This window comes from Bradyrhizobium sp. F1.4.3, assembly GCF_040548375.1.
In the GTDB taxonomy this organism is placed as follows: Bacteria; Pseudomonadota; Alphaproteobacteria; order Rhizobiales; family Xanthobacteraceae; genus Bradyrhizobium.
Map to the genome: position 1 here is coordinate 216,118 of NZ_JBEPRN010000009.1, position 16,879 is coordinate 232,996.

The 16,879-nt window shown below is 62.0% G+C and carries 17 protein-coding genes; 3 read left to right on the plus strand and 14 right to left on the minus strand.

The genetic code is table 11. From position 1 onward, the window contains the following. Positions 1 to 16 precede the first annotated feature (16 nt). The 3 genes from ABIB73_RS23505 (at position 17) to ABIB73_RS23515 (ending at position 2,016) form a co-directional block, all read left to right on the plus strand. The gene (locus tag ABIB73_RS23505; RefSeq protein ID WP_354227774.1) at positions 17 to 280 is read left to right on the plus strand and encodes a hypothetical protein; all 264 of its coding nucleotides are present in this window, start codon (positions 17 to 19) and stop codon (positions 278 to 280) included. A gap of 199 nt (positions 281 to 479) precedes the next feature. Further along, positions 480 to 752, plus strand: a complete 273-nt coding sequence (locus ABIB73_RS23510) for a hypothetical protein (protein WP_354227776.1) — start codon at positions 480 to 482, stop codon at positions 750 to 752. A gap of 211 nt (positions 753 to 963) precedes the next feature. Beyond that, a complete protein-coding gene (locus ABIB73_RS23515) occupies positions 964 to 2,016 on the plus strand; it encodes a SphA family protein (protein ID WP_354227778.1) in 1,053 nt (350 codons plus the stop codon). 357 nt (positions 2,017 to 2,373) lie between these two features. On the opposite strand, the gene ABIB73_RS23520 is transcribed toward ABIB73_RS23515, so the two are convergent. From ABIB73_RS23520 to ABIB73_RS23585, 14 genes are all read right to left on the minus strand, one after another. Further along, positions 2,374 to 4,296 carry an adenylate/guanylate cyclase domain-containing protein gene (locus tag ABIB73_RS23520; RefSeq protein WP_354227780.1) on the minus strand — a complete coding sequence of 641 codons (1,923 nt, stop codon included), beginning with the start codon at positions 4,294 to 4,296 and terminating at the stop codon, positions 2,374 to 2,376. Between the two features lie 136 nt (positions 4,297 to 4,432). Beyond that, positions 4,433 to 5,815, minus strand: coding sequence for an MltF family protein (locus ABIB73_RS23525; RefSeq protein ID WP_354227782.1), 1,383 nt, complete (start codon positions 5,813 to 5,815; stop codon positions 4,433 to 4,435). A 255-nt stretch (positions 5,816 to 6,070) separates the two neighbouring features. Beyond that, complete coding sequence (locus ABIB73_RS23530; protein WP_354227784.1) at positions 6,071 to 6,505, minus strand: hypothetical protein; 435 nt, start codon at positions 6,503 to 6,505, stop codon at positions 6,071 to 6,073. A gap of 57 nt (positions 6,506 to 6,562) precedes the next feature. Then, positions 6,563 to 7,504, minus strand: a complete 942-nt coding sequence (locus ABIB73_RS23535) for an HlyD family secretion protein (protein WP_354227786.1) — start codon at positions 7,502 to 7,504, stop codon at positions 6,563 to 6,565. Then, a complete protein-coding gene (locus tag ABIB73_RS23540) occupies positions 7,504 to 7,743 on the minus strand; it encodes a DUF3302 domain-containing protein (RefSeq protein WP_354227788.1) in 240 nt (79 codons plus the stop codon). The genes ABIB73_RS23535 and ABIB73_RS23540 overlap by 1 nt, the downstream gene beginning before the upstream one ends. A gap of 33 nt (positions 7,744 to 7,776) precedes the next feature. Then, positions 7,777 to 8,286, minus strand: coding sequence for a hypothetical protein (locus ABIB73_RS23545; protein ID WP_354227790.1), 510 nt, complete (start codon positions 8,284 to 8,286; stop codon positions 7,777 to 7,779). 65 nt (positions 8,287 to 8,351) lie between these two features. Further along, the gene (locus ABIB73_RS23550; RefSeq protein ID WP_354227791.1) at positions 8,352 to 8,564 is read right to left on the minus strand and encodes a hypothetical protein; all 213 of its coding nucleotides are present in this window, start codon (positions 8,562 to 8,564) and stop codon (positions 8,352 to 8,354) included. Positions 8,565 to 8,603: 39 nt separating this feature from the next. Continuing rightward, entirely contained in the window at positions 8,604 to 10,220 is a 1,617-nt protein-coding gene (locus ABIB73_RS23555) for an arylsulfatase (protein WP_502918453.1), read from the minus strand. A 145-nt stretch (positions 10,221 to 10,365) separates the two neighbouring features. Beyond that, complete coding sequence (locus ABIB73_RS23560) at positions 10,366 to 11,766, minus strand: BatD family protein (protein ID WP_354227794.1); 1,401 nt, start codon at positions 11,764 to 11,766, stop codon at positions 10,366 to 10,368. Continuing rightward, positions 11,763 to 13,280 carry a VWA domain-containing protein gene (locus ABIB73_RS23565; protein WP_354227796.1) on the minus strand — a complete coding sequence of 506 codons (1,518 nt, stop codon included), beginning with the start codon at positions 13,278 to 13,280 and terminating at the stop codon, positions 11,763 to 11,765. The genes ABIB73_RS23560 and ABIB73_RS23565 overlap by 4 nt, the downstream gene beginning before the upstream one ends. Positions 13,281 to 13,284: 4 nt before the next feature. Further along, positions 13,285 to 14,283, minus strand: coding sequence for a vWA domain-containing protein (locus ABIB73_RS23570; protein ID WP_354227798.1), 999 nt, complete (start codon positions 14,281 to 14,283; stop codon positions 13,285 to 13,287). Beyond that, entirely contained in the window at positions 14,276 to 14,767 is a 492-nt protein-coding gene (locus ABIB73_RS23575; RefSeq protein ID WP_354227800.1) for a DUF4381 domain-containing protein, read from the minus strand. Before ABIB73_RS23575 ends, ABIB73_RS23570 begins: the two co-directional genes overlap by 8 nt. Continuing rightward, positions 14,760 to 15,746, minus strand: coding sequence for a DUF58 domain-containing protein (locus tag ABIB73_RS23580; protein ID WP_354227802.1), 987 nt, complete (start codon positions 15,744 to 15,746; stop codon positions 14,760 to 14,762). Before ABIB73_RS23580 ends, ABIB73_RS23575 begins: the two co-directional genes overlap by 8 nt. Positions 15,747 to 15,753: 7 nt before the next feature. Then, the gene (locus tag ABIB73_RS23585; RefSeq protein WP_354227804.1) at positions 15,754 to 16,749 is read right to left on the minus strand and encodes an AAA family ATPase; all 996 of its coding nucleotides are present in this window, start codon (positions 16,747 to 16,749) and stop codon (positions 15,754 to 15,756) included. Positions 16,750 to 16,879: the final 130 nt, after the last annotated feature.

The following is a 16,879-nucleotide window of genomic DNA, read 5'->3' on the forward strand; positions in this document are numbered from 1 at the left end:
GTTCCGGAGAATCGAGATGAGCAAATTGAAGCTTGTTGCCGCGATTGCTGCCCTGTCGGCCGCAATCCTAGCCCCCAGCCTCGCGGAGGCGCGGGTGCATCACCGGCACCACCGCTACTACGCTAACCCGCTACCCTATCCGATCAGCTATTTGCGCAATTATGGCCCCGGCATCACGCCGGGTACCTTCGCCTACTACGATGGCCCGTCGACCAACCACTGCTACCAAAGCGCGGCCGCCTATGTCGGCCAGGACGGTCGCCGGCACCCCTGCTTCTGATCGCCTCCGACGGCAACAACTGTTTCTCGATCTCGCGGACCGGCAGCTTGACGAGATCTTTGGCGACCTCGCCCTGATGCGCGTCGCGTCCATCGCACGGAACGAGCCGGATTTGTTCATCGGCATGACATTTCGGTTCTGCCACAATTTGATCAGAACAACTTCGATATCCTGTATTGCGTAAGCAGAGGAAGACATCATGACGTTCAAGATTGGCCTCGTCGCCGCGTCCCTGTTCGGTGCCCTCGCGGCATCGTCGGCGGCGTCCGCCATGCCTATTGCGCCTGCACCTGCGACACCGCAGGTCTCCGACGTCGAGCAGGTCCGCATGGTCTGCAATGCCTGGGGGCGCTGCTGGTGGCGGCCGAACTATGCCTACGGTTACGGCTATGGCCCGGGATATTATGGGCCGCCGCGCTATTATGCCCCGCGTCCGCGCTACTATGGCTCCTACGGCTATCGCCGCTGGTGACATTTGAAGGGGCCCTCGGGGCCCCTTCGCTTTTGCGGCATAGCGAGTTGCCTGCACGCGCATCTGCGGTTCGGCCGGAGCGATTCCAAAACTGATCTAGATTATGCAGGCTGTGTTTTCCTAGATTATAGAGTGACTTGTGGCCGAACAGCTACAGACTCGATGCGTCGATTCTGATTTGCTCGCCATGTAGATGCGCTCCAGAGGTGCAATGAAAATTGTTTTCTCAAATCTCTGCCGGACCGCGCTCGCCGCTTCAGCGGCGTTGGTGCTCCTATCTCAAGCATCTCGCGCGGATGAGAGCGGCGTCTCGCTTTGGCTCCCTGGCCAGTTCGGAAGCATGGCTGCCACCCCCGCCGTTCCGGGATGGTCGCTCGGCATGGTGGCCTACCACACCAGCGTGGAGGCTTCAGGCAACGTTGCGGCAGCGCGTCAAATCCAGATAGGCCAGGTGCCGCCGACAGCAAACGTCAGTCTCAACGCCAATCTGAAGGCCAATGGCGATCTGTTATTCATTGCACCAACATATACCTTCGCGACGCCGGTGCTCGGCGGCCAGCTTGCCGTCGGCGTCACCGGGCTTGTCGGTCACCTCGACACCAGCATCGCCGGCACATTGACCGCGCAGGTCGGACCAATTGTCGCAACACGCAATGGGCTCTTGTCGGATTCGCTGACTGGCGTCGGCGACCTCTATCCTCTGGTCTCGTTGAAGTGGAACCAGGGCGTCCACAACTACATGGTCTACGGATTCGGCGACATCCCCGTCGGCGCTTACGACTCCACACGTCTGTCCAATATCGGGATCGGGCATGGCGGCATCGACATCGGCGGCGGTTACACCTATTTCAATCCGGCGACAGGCAACGAGTTTTCCGGTGTCGCCGGCTTTACCTACAATTTCAAGAACACAGCCACCGACTATCAGAACGGAATCGATTTCCATTTCGACTGGGGTGCATCTCACTTTCTGTCAAAGCAGCTGTTTGTCGGCCTGGTCGGATACGCCTATCAGCAGATCACCGACGACTCCGGCGCCGCACCGTTTCTTGGCGGCTTCAGGTCGCGCGTTCTGGGAGCCGGTCCCCAAGTCGGTTATCTGTTCCCGATCGGAGACAAGCAGGGATATCTGAACCTCAAGGGTTACAAGGAATTTGCCGCGGAAAATCGCCCGGAAGGTTGGAACGTCTGGTTGACCTTCGCGATTTCGAATGCCGCACCGGAATCGACAGTGACGCCAATGAAACATCTCATTACGAAGTAGGGACTGATACCCTACTCGCTACGAACGATCGGGCCTGCGCGGAGCCACTCTTGGAATCCTTAGCTCGACCCTCGTTCCCCTGCCCGGCTCGCTCTTGAGATTGAGACGGCCACCGAGCCTGTCGGTACGACACTGTAGACGATGCCCAGGCCGCGGCAGGCGCAGCCCAGGATCAAACGCCTGCCGCCTGACGTCCGGCGTCGTGACTCCAAAAATATTGATGGCGGTGCAAATGGGCGTTGATTCCAACATCATGAATCTCGATCAGCGGCCATAGCCAACTCTTCTGGAACTGAAAAGTCACCGGGTCATCGGAACGGCGCAAAGACAAATATCCAGCACTCCATTACAAACGACTCAATGAATGGAACCGTTGATAGCGCCGTCAGCTTTCTCCTCAAGAAGCTCGTAAATCCGGGTCTCGGCAGCCATTCCCTTGGCGACCACCGTATCCACGAACCGGCAGCAGAAACGATGCTTGATCCGTGCGTACACGGCGTCGCTGACGAGAATTTGCGTTCCGTAGTCCTTGTTCAGGCCCTCCAGCCGCGCGGCGAGATTCACCACGTTGCCGAGTGCGGTGTAGTTCATGCGCTCGGACGAGCCGAGATTGCCAACAACAGCCTCGCCAGCATGGATTCCGAAGCGAGTGTGGAACGACGGCAATCCCTCTGCGTCAAACTGAAGATTGATGGCTTCGTTGGCGGCTTTCGCTTGCAACGCGGCACGACAGGCGCGCTCGCAATGATCGGCTTGCGGGTTCGGCGCATTCCAGAATGCCATCACGGCATCACCGATGAATTTATCGACCGTGCCGCCCTGCGACAGGATCACGTCTGTCAATGCCGAGAAGTATCGGGATGTCTGCTGCATGAGCGTGTCGGGATCGGCAGCTTCGGCAATGGTGGTGAAGCCTCTCACATCGGTAAACAGTGTTGTTATCTCCTGTCTCGTGCCGCCGAGCTCCGTGGAGATCGAATTGTCGAGCACGCCCCGGACGATCTCGCGTGGTGCCAACCGGGAAAACGACCGGATGGCGCGTTGGGATTTGTGGATCGTCCTGCCCAAGGTCTCGAGCTCCGTAACGAAAGATCCGATCGGCCTGTCCGGCGGCGGCGCCATGGTTTGGAGCCGGTCCGCTTCAACCGTGATCGCCTTGACGGTCTTGGACATGTGCGTGCCGAAGATCCAGGCTGCCGGGACGAATAGACAGCAGGCAATCAGCGCCAGAAGCTTCGCCCTCCTGTTGAGGTCTCTGATGCCGAGGGCAAAATCATCCTCAGGAGCGATAAGGAGAACATTTGCCGCTAATGTCGGTCCGAGAGCGATGGTTTCGAGGCGAGCAAAATATTCCTTGTGGTCGCTCCAGCTCAGCTTGCGCCAGTAGGGGCTCGTCTTGTCCCAGTCCGCTATGACCTTGCCTTCGAGACTGCCCTTCAGATCATGCGCGCTCGGAAGCCTGGCGCCGGCGGGATCGGCAGACGAACGAGCAAACATGGCGGCGTAGTCGCGATGCGCGATCACGGCCTGATTGGCGTCAAAAATCACGAGATGGCCACTCTTGCCGAAGTGCAGAATCGGCGCCGAATCGCTATAAACGTCAAGCTTCAGATCGACGCCAACGACCCCCGATCCCGGCCCTTGAATCGGTGCGCTCAAGGTGATCATGGGGACGCGCAAGTTGAACGAAAGATAGGGAGCGGAAGTGATCAACTGCCCGGCCTTCTGGGCGTTGAGATACCAATCGCGCTGCCGGGCATCGTAGCCGCGCGGCGGAATCTCAATTTGTCCAATCGGGTTGCCGGCCGCGTCTTGAAACACGCGCGTGGTCGGCATTTCCCGCGCGCCCTTCCAATGGGTCATCGTGACGGCAAATGCCGCTTCGGGTGGTCCTCCTACGCGATCGCGCTGCTCGCCTTTCAGTCCAGCGAGCCGTTGTACCTGCAACCAGTGCCCGTTGTCATAGCCGACATAGATGCTGTCCAATGCCGGCCACTGAACAAGGTTGTTCCTCATCAAAGCCGCCGATGGACTTGCTTCGTCCGGTTCGTCCGATCCAATGATTGCGGGACTGAAGGCCAGCGTTCGAGTCGCCCGCGAAAGCATCTCTACCTGATACTGCAGGAGCGACATCGTATTCTTGCTGGCCGCCTCCATCGTCGAGGTTGCGGAATCATCAACGGCAAGATCGAGTGTGCGGAACTGAACAAAAAGGAGTAGACCGGCCAAGAGGCAGAGCATCAACATGACCGAGGCAGTAAGGGTAAGACGAAAACTCATGGCACATCACCGCATACTGTGCGCGGCCGCGGCAACGTTCGGATTCGAACGCAGCACGAATCCGGATCGCCTTGACGGCGCTCGCTAAATCCTTGGTCTCATGACTATCGCAGACCGATCCGGGCATCCGCCGGAGCTATTTCGTGCCGGCTGTCGCCGATGCCTCCTTCGCCGGGATCAATCCTGAATAAGCAATGTCATATTTATAGATGTTGCCGATGTACTGGACGGTCTCCTGCCCGACGATCGCCGCGGCGCCGTTCTCGACATTGCCGAACCAGACGTTCGATTTGAAGCCATGCTTCAGGGCGAATTCGCGAAAGCGCTTGAGATTGCCGGGGCCGGCATTGTAGGCGGCGAGCGCCATCAGCACCCGGTTGCGCGCGCTGATTTCGGGGTCGTGGATATAGGTGTCGGCGAGGAAACGGAGATATTTAGCGCCGGCCCTGATGTTGTTGCTGGTGCTGCTCACGACATCGTTGATCGCGATCTGCTTCTCGCGTGCCGTGCTCGGCTTGATCTGCATGACGCCGACCGCGCCGGATGCATTGCGCATTTTCTGGTCGAAACTCGATTCCTGATAGCCTTGCGCCGCCAGCAGCAGCGGATCGATCGAGAACGTGCTGCCGGATTCGTGGAACGACGGCAGCAACTGACCGAGTTTGTCTTTCTCAGCCGCGGCAAGCGCATTCCGGATGGTCTTGCCCGTCCCGAAATAGCGTCCCTTCAGGTCGTTGCCGAACTCGGTGCCGATCTTGTGAGTCGAGACAAATTCTGCAAGGTCCTTTTGCAGCAACGGACTGTTCTTGCGAATGGCCCAGGCGATTTCACCGCCTTCGTGGATGACGATGCCGTCGCGTACCTTGAGGTTCGGCAGGATCGCCGCCCAGGCGTTCGCCTTGAACCGGTCGACGATTGCCCAAGGCAGCATACCCGTTCCAGCCATCTCCATGAGATCTTCATCGCCGAGGCCCTCGTCAGCGGGCATGATCTCGATTTCCGGCTTGCCCGCGACCTTGCGTGCCGCATTCATTTCGACAAGGTGAGAATGATAGCTGCTGGAAGGCCGCACGCTGACAGACTTGCCGCCGAGATCGTCGATCGAATTCACCTCGCCCGCCGCCGGCCCAGTGACCAGAACCTCCTTGACCCCGGTAGCCCAGGGCGGCGCAAAATCGACGATTGCCTGGCGCTCGGGCGTGACTGTGAGAAGCCCCGCGGCAATGTCGCCCTTTCCGTCGTTGAGCGCCGAGAGCAATGCGTTGCGGCTGGTCGGAACAAATCCGACGTGGATTTTCAGTTTCTTGTTGCCGTACTTCTTATTGATCCAGGTCTCGAATTCCTCGCCCAGCTCGGCCTCGAACCCGCCCGACGTGCCCTTATCGAGAATGAACGCAGTGCGATCGACCGGCACCAGGATCCGGAACGTACGCCGTTTGAGCATGCCGTCGAGATCACCGGTCTGGGGACGAATCCTGGGCAGCGCCATGATGTCCGACTGCCCGGCTCTTGCAGACATCGAAGATTCCAGAGTCACAATCGACAGGATAAGAATTGAAAGAGCCAATACTCGCATTTTCCTCCCCCGCCAGCTGGCACTATGATCGAAGTCGCTATTCTCCATTGCATCGCGCATCCGGCTTCTTGTCCAGAACCGGAACGCCGCAGATCACCGCCGTCGCCGCGGATCGCTACCCGGAGCGGTAATCAATTGACGGATGCTGACATCCGATAGATCCGGCCGCGATGAGCGCGCGACCTGATCGCCTCAGTCCTATTTCAAACGTATCGTAACTCCGCCGACGGCCGCCGACACTTCAGCGCCGACCCTCGGACCACTGAGCTGGAGGATCACGCCATTACCGTTCTGGAGTTGAACGCCACCTGCGCCGGCCGCAACCGCGCCGCCGGCTCCGATTGCTCCGTAGCTCCCTTCAATCGATGCAGGCCCTCGCAGATTGAGCGCCCGTCCGGTGAGCTTGGTGGTGGAGGCGCCGATCGTAAAGCCTACACTCATGCCTGAAACGGTGAAGGGATACTGCCTGCCGTGATAGATCAGCACGCCCTCGCCGCCGCCCACGCCAACAATGAACCCGCCCTTGGTGAAGACGACGGCGACCCTTCCCGTATCGGCTCGCGATGACGAGCTGAAGCATGTGATCCCTGCGAACAGGGCAGCCAGGGTGGCGTATTTGACAGTTATTCTCATGACCTCTCCTCTTGTAAAAACATTGCGGACTTCGACGGTTCTCTTCTTCGTGGGATGCTAGAACGGATTGACGTAGTTGAGAATTGCGAGCTGACGGAGGACGACGCGGCGGACGATGTGAGTCGGCTTCAAATGGTCGGTATAGATCGCCGCCGTCCCGGTGCTCCCGGCCGGCAGGCGGTCGGCGAAGGCGGCATCGTCGAGCTTGACCCGCACGATGAAGGGAGCCGCCTCGATCGCCTTCGAGGCCACGGCCGTACCCGAGGTTTGAACTTGACCGGTCGCGATCGCCTGAAGCACGCTCTCGACCTTGCCGCTGTAGATCTGCCCGGGCGCGAACTTGAAGGTGACCTCGACGTCCTGTCCAGGCGCGACATAGCGTGCGTCGATCTGGTTGATCTCGACACCGATGATGGTGTTGGAGGTGTCGATGAAGGCCATCACCGGCGACAGCGGCAAGGTCGCCACCCGAGCGCCCTTGCGCAACGCGAGGTTGGTGACATAGCCGTCGACCGGTGCGCGCACGACCGTCTTGTCGAGATTCCATTGCGCCGCATCGAGCTGACCGCCGAGCTGGTCGACCTCCGATTGCCGCTGCTCGACATCGAAGGCGCGACCGGCATCACGCTCATAGAGCTGCGTCATCTGACCGAGACGGGTCTTGGCGAGCTTTAACTGGGCCTCGATCGACCTCACCTGCGCCGCGTAGGGCGTCGGATCGATCTTGAACAGGACGTCGCCGGCCTTGAGCGGAGCATTCGCCACCACCGGCACATCCGTCACCTCGCCCGCGACGTCAGACACGATCGAGACCGCATTGCGCACCACCAGCGCATTGCCTTGCGGCGCGCCCCACCCCATCGGGACCAGGAGGCCGAACATCACAAGCACCAGAACGATGAACGGCGATGCCTTCCAGAACGCATTGAAGGGTACGACCTTGAAGCGCACTAGCAGGAACAGTAGCAACAGGTAGATGTTGAGGATCGCGACGGCCATCAGACGTCTCCCGCCTTGCGCGAGGGCACGTCGACATAGGCCCAGATCAAGGCGATCGGCCACAATGCGAAGCCGAAGAACAGCGTGATCCAACCCGCAACCGTCACCGCGTGCGCATAAGGGTGGTTGCGGGACTTAGCGATGTGTCCCGGCAACCAGCCGGCGATGCAGAATACGGCGATCGCGCTGACGAGCAGGATGACGAGCACGATCCAGGCGAAGATGTCGTAGCCGCTCATGCTGATGGCCCCGATCGCATCAGTAGCGGGCCATCACTGGCAATAGTCCCAAAAGCCCTGCGTCCGGGATGGGTCGGTGTAGTACCAGCACATGCCGGGCGCAGGCGCAGCACCAGCCCAGGCTGCGGCTGTCGCCGCGCTTACGAACCCGATCGCGGCGCCTGCCGCAATGGCCCCGCCTCTCGGCCAACCGTACCAGCCGGGCCGCGCCCAGCCGCCACGCCCGCCCACCACCGTGGTGCTGCGAACGGCGACATTGCCGCGCGGCCCCCGGACCGCAGTCCGGCCGTGATAAGCCCCGCCGCGAGGCCCGACCGCAGCGCCGCCGCGATGGACCACCGCGCCCCCGCGCGGGCCGACAGCAGCCCCGCCACGGCGACCAGCCGCCCGAACCTCGATAAGGTCGGGCGATGCCGTTATGTCCTGGTGGATTGCGGCCGGTTGCAACGGCGCCGCCGAGGCTGTTCCGCCCGGCATCGAAGCGCTGGATGTGATCATCAAGACGGCGGTTGCGAACGATATCGTACGGGTGGGAGTAGACATCAAGGTACCTCTTCTCGTTTCTGGCGTTGCCATCGTTGCGGCCCTGTCGGCAAAACGCGCCGACATCAGAGCATGCCTTCATTATCGAAAGTCGCGATGCGCTCGGAGGGTGGCGCGAAGTCCGCATCACCCTCCGCCGCGACGCGCGCGACGAAATCGGCAATCGCCTTATTCGCCGCGCCGTTATTCCATGATGGCACGGGATCCGCCGGCTGCACCACCGCAACGGACATGGCTGCGGGACATGCGAGCAGCACGGCGTACGACCAAACCATCATAGTCTTTGTCCTCTTCCTTTCCGTTGCCTCCACCTCGCGCTATTGCGGCGTCAAGCGCTCCAGCTCATTGAGACGCTTTAACGCCGCTTGTTGCCGAAGCAGTCCGTAGTTGATGCCGCTCGCGTTCAGCGAACCGCCTTCCTGATACGGGAATTGGTCGAAGTCGGAGAAGAACTCCTTGATCTTTGCCTGCACTGGCACGATCAGCCACATGTTACGGCCAAGAAACTCCATTGCTCCTCCTCCCTCTTCCAGGCCTTTCTCATAGGGATCCATGCGCAGGTTGGTGATCAGAGCCCAAGCCGTCACCTCTCGCGTAGAGGTGGCAATGTTACCTTTTGATGAGGAAGCGAAGCTCAACTTCCAGTCGTTCCACCGGATCGCATTGAGATTGCCACCCTGATCGAAGTAGTAGATCGCCTCGCGTGGTCCCTCCTTGGCATCGCCCTTCAGGTACGGCATGAAGTTGTAACCGTCGAGATGAACCTTGAAGTTCTTCCCGCCGGCACCTGCAAATCCGGTCTTCATCTTTTCCTTGACGTCCGAGATTCCTGCCGCTGCGCAAAGGGTCGGGAACCAGTCGATCAGCGAGATGATGTCGTTGTACTGGGTGCCCGGCTTCACCACGCCTGGCCAGCGCACCATCATGGGAATGCGCATGCCGCCTTCCCACGTGGTGCCCTTCTCGCCATGGAATGGCGTCATGGCTCCGTCCGGCCAAAGCGCGATTTCTGCACCGTTGTCGGTCGTGTAAAGCACGATGGTGTTGTCGGCGATGCCAAGGTCGTCGAGCTGCTTCAGCAGTTCTCCGACCATCCCGTCATGCTCCACCATGCCGTCGGCATGGATGCCCTTGCCGGTCTTGCCGAGCGACTCCTTCTTCAGATGTGTGAAGACGTGCATGCGTGTCGAGTTGAACCAGACGAAGAACGGCTTGTCCGCCTTGGCCTGCCGGCCGATGAAATCCTTGGCTGCCCCTAAAAACTCCTCGTCCACCGTCGGCATGCGCGCGGTGTTGAGCGGTCCGGTGTCCTCGATCTTTCCGTCGGCGGACGATTTAATGACACCGCGTGGACCGAACTGCTTCCGGAAGTTCGGATCCTTCGGATAGAAATAGCCCTCCGGCTCCTCCTCGGCATTGAGGTGGTAGAGATTGCCGAAGAACTCATCAAAGCCGTGCTTGGTCGGCAGATGCTCATCGCGATCGCCCAGATGGTTCTTGCCGAACTGTCCAGTGGCGTAACCCTGCGTCTTCATGGCGTCGGCAATCGTCGGCATCCAGTCCTGGATGCCGTGGGGATCGCCGGGCATGCCGATGGTGAGAAGGCCGGTCCGGAACGGCTCCTGCCCCAGGATGAAGGAGGCGCGGCCGGCAGTGCAGCTTTGCTGGCCGTAGGCGTCAGTGAAGATTGCTCCTTCGTTCGCGATCCGGTCGATGTTAGGCGTGCGGTATCCCATCAGGCCCATGGTGTAGGCGCTGATCTGCGGGATGCCGATGTCGTCGCCGAAGATGACGAGGATATTCGGCTTGCGGCCCGATACACCAGCCGGGGCTGCAGCGGGAGCGGCTTTCTGCGCTTGTGCAAGCGCCTGCGACGTCAGTGTCGCTGCCGCGACCAGCGATGACGAGCCGAGCAATATGGCGCGCCGATTCATGGTTGAATTGTCAGCACAGGTGGGATCGGCGACGGTGTTGTCCTGCTTCTTCTCGGTGCTCATTCGACGCTCCTTGATTTCCTGACTTAAATTGTGGCCGTTAACTTCGAATCTTATGGTCCGCTTGCTCGGTCTCCTTCTCCGCTCATCGGGCAGGCTTTCTGCCCACGTAAGCCGAAGCGTTCGACGCCGCGGCAGGGTTCAGGTGCTGGGGTAGACGTGTGTTCTTGTGGACCGTCGCGCGCGAGCGCACCCTGCGACGGGCGATGGTCACGCCGCGCAACAGTTGACGCGGTGCCCAGCGATCTGCGTCGCGCTGACCTCCAAACAATTCTCTTTCGAGAGCGCCGAGCTGCCGGTCGAGCGCCGGGTCGCTCGCGATCACCTTGAAAGCACCTAGCGTGTTGTTCGGCGGCGCCGCATCGAGATGCGGCAGCCAGTCAAGCAAGGCAAAATACGTGGCTCTTGCATCGCGGTGACGAACCGCGCTGCGAAGCCTGCCGAAGGCAAAGGTCTCGGACTTCAGATACGCCTGCCATCGCCGACGACGATAGTCGGCGATTCGCCGCACCAAGCCGGGTACAACCCATGCGAGTGCGGCGAGGCCGAGAACCACGAGCAGCGCGGACAGCCAATGGTCCGCGATGAGGTCGACGAGGCCATCCCACGTCCAACCCTGGCCCGACTGGCCGACGGGCGTTGTGCTCCCCGCAGCGGGATCGGCGGTAACCTTCAGCGGCACGGCATCGAGATGAACCATCTCGACCTTGCCACTGCCCACATTCCACCAGCCGACATCGATCGCAGGCAACGAATAGTCGCCAGGCCGTTCCAGCATGTAGGTCGCGGAATCGACCCGGTTCGAGGTCATGACATCGGTGCGTCCGTCCGTCTTGTCCTCGAGCACCGGCTGTGCCGGATAGAGCCGTAGGCCATCGATGGCCGCGAAAGCTTGCGGGGGCAGCAACATCGCAGGCGTGCCTTCCGCCTTGATCGTCACGGTTCGCGTCACAGCGTCGCCGGCCTTGAGCTGATCCGAGGAGCGCTTGATTTGCTGCTCGACCGTCAACCTGCTGGCGGACAGGAAGGGCTGCAGATCGAGGGCCGCATCCGGAACGAAAGCCTCAAGCGAAACATCCGGCAGCGCAATGTCGACCTCGCGCGTCGCCGGCGGCTCGGCTGCATATTTAATGTGGACCTTCTGGCCGGAGACGGCGTAGGAGCCGGGCTCCTGCGGATAGATGGCGTATTCAAAACGCACGCCCGCATAGGACACACCATCCCGCTGCTCGTTGGTGTTGACGCTCTGCAACTGCCGCGTCACGGCGTTGCGCACCTGGAAGCCCGGCAGCTCGGGCGGCTGCGTCATGTAGTTCGGCGCCAGCACGAGAATGTCGAGCGTCGCCCGCTGCCCGACAACGACACGCGGCGGATCGATTGTCACTTGCACGATCGGCTCAGCCGCAACGGCCTGTTGCGCCTGCGCATGTTGCAAGGGCAGTGCGGCCGCGGGCAGCAGAATAACGGCGGTAAGCCAATGTCTCATGGCGACGCCCTCCTCTGCACCGGCACCGGCGCCGCCGCCTGGATCGCAAATTTCAGTTTGAGAAAGTCCGCAGGCGAGGTCTGCACTTCACGCATCCAAGCCTCCGCGGCGCCCGCCGTCGTCAAATCCTCCGGCTTGACCTGAATTCGCTTGCCGCCCTTCTGCTTGGGATCCACGCGCATCTCATCCGGCTTCAGCTCCGGCGGCGCGCTATCGTCCTGCTCCTGCTTGCGGCGCTTCTCCTCCTTCGCGTCCAGCGCAGCCTGCACGATGGCGCGGTTGGTTTTGGCGGCGATGTTGCCCGACTGCACCTTCAGCACATCGTCATAAGCCTGGATTGCCTTTTCGAAGGCGTGGTTCTGGGCCTGGGCGTTGCCGAGCGCGAAAGTGCCCTCCAGCGTCTCGACACGCGAAAATTCCTGCGCGGCCACAATAAAATCATAGGCGCGGTATGCGGAGATGCCGCGCCACATCGGGTCGGCGAACAGCTTCGCCGCAGCACGATAGTCGCGGTGGTCGAACGCGAGCCGGCCCTGTTGGTCCGGCGTCAACCAAAGATTGATGAAGCGCGACGTCCCCTCCGCCCGCGATGGCCCTGCGTGCACGACGATGACGAAGGCAACAACCCAGGCCACCGTCGTGCCGCGCCGGAACCAGATCAGGGTCAGCAGCACAAGCGGCGGCAGCAGCCAGAGGCCTTCGTCCTGCCATCGCGTTCCGAATGCGTCGCCCTGGGCGGCCTGGAAGCGCGTCTCGATCCGGCGCTCCAGTCGCAAGATATCGGCACCGTCGACACTGACCTCGACGGCGTCGCTTCCGAGCGGCACGGATGCGTCGCTCGCGGTAACCACGAGCATCACAAGATTGTTTCGCCCGGCTGCCTGCCGGAGCGCCGCGGCGTCGGAGGCGCCGAGATCGTCGGCTACCACCAGGATCGTGCCGGCGACCGGCTCGGTCGCGAGCGACTGTTCGGCCAGGGTAACCGCACTCTCCACGTTCTTCCCGTCGGCAGGCATCAATCCTGGTGCCAGCGCGGAAAGGAATGGCGTGATGACGGCGCGGTCATCGGTCAGCGGCATGACCAGATGCGCCGTACCGGCATAGGCAACAAGCCCCGTCCTGGCGCCGGCGCGGGCAGCAAGAAGGTCCGTAATCTTCTGCTTGGCGCGCTCCAGGCGCGAGGGCGCGACGTCGCTTTCGCTCATCGACGAGCCGACCGCGAGCGCGATCATCAGCGGCGCCTTGTCCTCGACGAAGGGTGGCAATTCGCGCCGCCAGGTCGGACCGGACAGCGCGATGATGCCGAGCGTCAGGGCGGCCGAAACGAGATACAACGGGTTGACGCTGCGTCCCCGGCCCGGCTGCACGATCAGATGGTCGAGAAGATGTGGCGCAATCACCCCGCCCCATTGCGCCCGCACACTCTGCCGCCAGAGCAACAACGCAAACACGGCGGCGAGCGGGATCAATGCGACAAGCCACAACGGGCGCAGCAGGTGAAAGGATATGGTCATGGCGTCATGCATGGCTGAGAGCCTTTACCCGGCGCCATTCGCTCCCCAGCAGAAGCGCGAGCCACAGCAGCAGGCCGAGGATGACGGCCGCGCCCAGCGGCCATTGAAACAGCGGCAACTTCGGCCGCCATGACAACGTTTGCAGCTTCGCCGGCGCGAGCCGGTCGATGTCGGCATAGATCGCCTGCAACTGCGCGCCGTCCTCGGCCCGGAAGAAATGACCGCCGGTCGTGCTCGCGACGGATTGCAGCACGCTGAGGTCGACGCGATTCTCGCCCGTAGCCGCGGGATCGCCGACGCCGATCGTGTAGACGGCCACGTCGTTCTGGTGCGCGATATCCGCGGCGTGCTCGGGCGGCACCCGGCTCGCCGTGTCGTTGCCATCCGTCAGCAGGACCAAAAGCTTCTGTTTCGCCGTGCTCGTCGCAAAGGTCTTGATGGCAAGTCCGATGGTATCACCGATCGCGGTCTGCTGGCCGGCCATGCCGACCGCGGTCTCGTCGAGCAACTGCTGCGCCGTCTGCAGATCCTGGGTGAACGGCACCTGCACATAAGCTCTGGTGCCGAACAGGATCAGCGCCACGCGGTCGCCCTTGCGGCGTGCGATGAAATCCTTGATGACGCCCTTGACGCCGTCGAGCCGCGTCAGCCTCGCGCCATCCGGCGTCTTGAAGTCGCGCTGCTCCATCGAGCCCGATATGTCGATGGCGAGGATCAGGTCGCGCGCGGAAACCTCCCGCGTCACGGGATCGCCGACCCATTGCGGCCTTGCCAAAGCTGAAACCAGGAGGATCCAGATCGCAACCGCCGCGACCATCTGTAGAGCGCGTCGTTCGAGCACCACGGCGCCTCGTTGCGGCGTCTGGCCCGTTGCGGCCGCCAACCGCTCGAAGAATGGCACCTGTATCGACGCTTGCCGCGCACGATAAGGCGGCAGCCACCACCACACCAGAATTGGCAGCGGCAGCAACAGGAACATCCATGGCCAGGCGAACTCAAGCATGGTGCACCTTGATCCAGCGACGCACCAGACCGCCGAGCGATTGTAGCTCGGCTTCGTCCGGCTGAATTGGCTGATAGGGCCCGCTGACAAGCAAGCGGCCGACGCCTTGCGAGAATTCCTGCCCGCCATAGGTCCGATCGAGGAACGAGAGCCATGGCGGGCCGGCCAGTGATGCCACCTGTTCGCGTGGGAAAGCCGCAAGCGCAGTTCGCCGGACCAGCAACGTTAACCGCGCCAGCAGCTCTTCGCTGCCAGAGGGGCCTGCCTGTCCCATCGCGCTCAACTCGGCGAGCGCCTCGCGCCGATAGCGGTTGGCACGCCGATAGTGCACCAAGCGCCAGACCACCGAGATCACGACCGCCAGAAGCAGGACAATCGCGATCCGCGACTCCCAGGTCTGCGGCCAAAGGCTGACCTCGCGCGGCAGCGGGATGTCGATGAGGCCGGCGACCGGATCGATGCTGGCGGGTTGAGTTTCAGCCAAGCGTTGCCTCCGCGCCTCTGTGGCTGCCGCCGCGCCCGTGCCTGGCCGGCATCGCGCCAAGCAGACGACGAAGCTGCGCGGCGGTCTCCTCGGCTGCGCTGAGCGGCAGCACGGGAATACCGAGCTCATGCGTCAACGCAAAGACGCCCTTCAGGCGCTCTTCTGTCGCCTGCGAAATGCTCTTGCGAACGCTGTCGCGCCCGATTTCGAGCCTGATCTGCAACTCTCCATCGGTGACCGTCATGCTGGCGGAGGGCGGCAGGTCGCTTTGCAGGGGATCGTGGACCAGGAGGGCAACGACGTCATTGTGCCGCGCCATCGCGCCGATCATCTTGCGCGTCGCATCGTCGGCGCCGTCGAAATCGCTGATGATGATCACGAGCGCGTCATGCAGCGCGCGACGCCGGGCATGCTCCAGCGCAGTGTTGAGCATGGCCGGCGCCGACACGAGACCGCGCCCGACGCCGAGCGCCTGGTTCTGCGCCACGATGGCCGACAGGATCTGGAGCACGGTCGCCCGGCTGCGCCGCGACCTTACCTCGACCAGATCCCGGTCGTTGAACACAATCGCGCCGACGCGATCGCCGACACCGAGCACCCGCCACGCGCCGATCGCAGCGGCCTGCGCCGCGGTCACCGATTTCATCGCGAGCTGACTGCCAAAGAACATCGACAGGCGCTGGTCGACCAGCACGACCGCCTGCCGATCGCGTTCCTCGTTGAAGACACGGATATGCGGCTTCTGCAGTCGCGCCGTCACCTTCCAGTCGATCGAGCGGACATCATCTCCGGGGCGATAATCCCTGATCTCTTCAAAATTGAGCCCGCGGCCGCGCATGCGCGAGGCAAAGCGCCCGGACAGCAAACTGTGCACCGGCTGGCGCGGCAGGAAGGACACCCTGCTTCCGCGGTATTCAAGCGCAATCAGATCGTCGAGACCGATATAGACGCCAGGCGCTTTTGCTAATGTCCCGGTCATGACGGCCTCAGGCTGACGCAACTAGTTCGACGATCTTGTCGATCACTTGATCGGGCGTGACCCCCTGCGACACGGCCTCGTAGCTGAGGATCAGACGATGCCGCAGGCAGTCGTGGATCACCGCGCGGATATGATCAGGGGTCACGAACTCGTATTCGTCGAGCCAGGCGCGGGCCCGCGCGCAGCGGTCGAGGGCGAGACTGCCGCGCGGGCTGGCGCCGACCTGGATCCATTTGCCGAGCGGATCGCCATAGCGGCTCGGGAAGCGCGTCGCGTAGATCACGTCCACCATGTACTTCTGAGCGAGGTCGGAGACGAAGATCCCGTCGATCTCGCCGCGCGCGTCCAGGATCGCCTGCTGCGGTACCGGCGCCAGCGCCGCAACGTGGTCCTTCGGCTTCTGCGCGTTCTCCGCACGATTGAGCTTGATGATCTCGCCTTCGACGGCCTCGTCCGGATAGGTGATGACGACATGCATCAGGAAGCGGTCGAGCTGCGCCTCCGGCAGCGAATAGGTGCCCTCCTGTTCGATCGGATTCTCGGTCGCAAGCACCATGAACAGGTCGGGCATCTTGTAGGTCTTGCCGGCGACGGTGACCTGGCGCTCTTCCATCGCCTCGAGCAGCGCGGACTGCACCTTGGCCGGAGCGCGGTTGATCTCGTCGGCAAGCACGAGGTTGGCGAAGATCGGTCCCTTCTGAAACTCGAATTGCCCACCCTTTTCGGTCTGGACATAGATCTCCGCGCCGGTCACGTCCGACGGCAGCAAGTCGGGCGTAAATTGCACGCGCGACAAATCCGCTGCGAGATGCTTTGCCAGCGTCTTGACGGCGCGAGTCTTGGCGAGACCCGGCAGGCTCTCGATCAGAAGATTTCCATTGGCGAGCAGCGCGATCAGCATGCTCTCGACAAGGTGATCCTGGCCGAGCACGGACTTACCGATCCGTGACTTGAGCTCGAGCACGGCATCGCGGGCGGCCGACCTCCCGGCATCTTGAGGCACTGGAGCTGCCATGAGTTTGCTTGGGTCTCCGTCCGGCATGGAATCTCACTCACCTTCAGAGACGTTCGCAACCCGCGAACGTCGATTTGTTCACGACCACGCATGACGGCGCGGCATCCACGTAAGATCT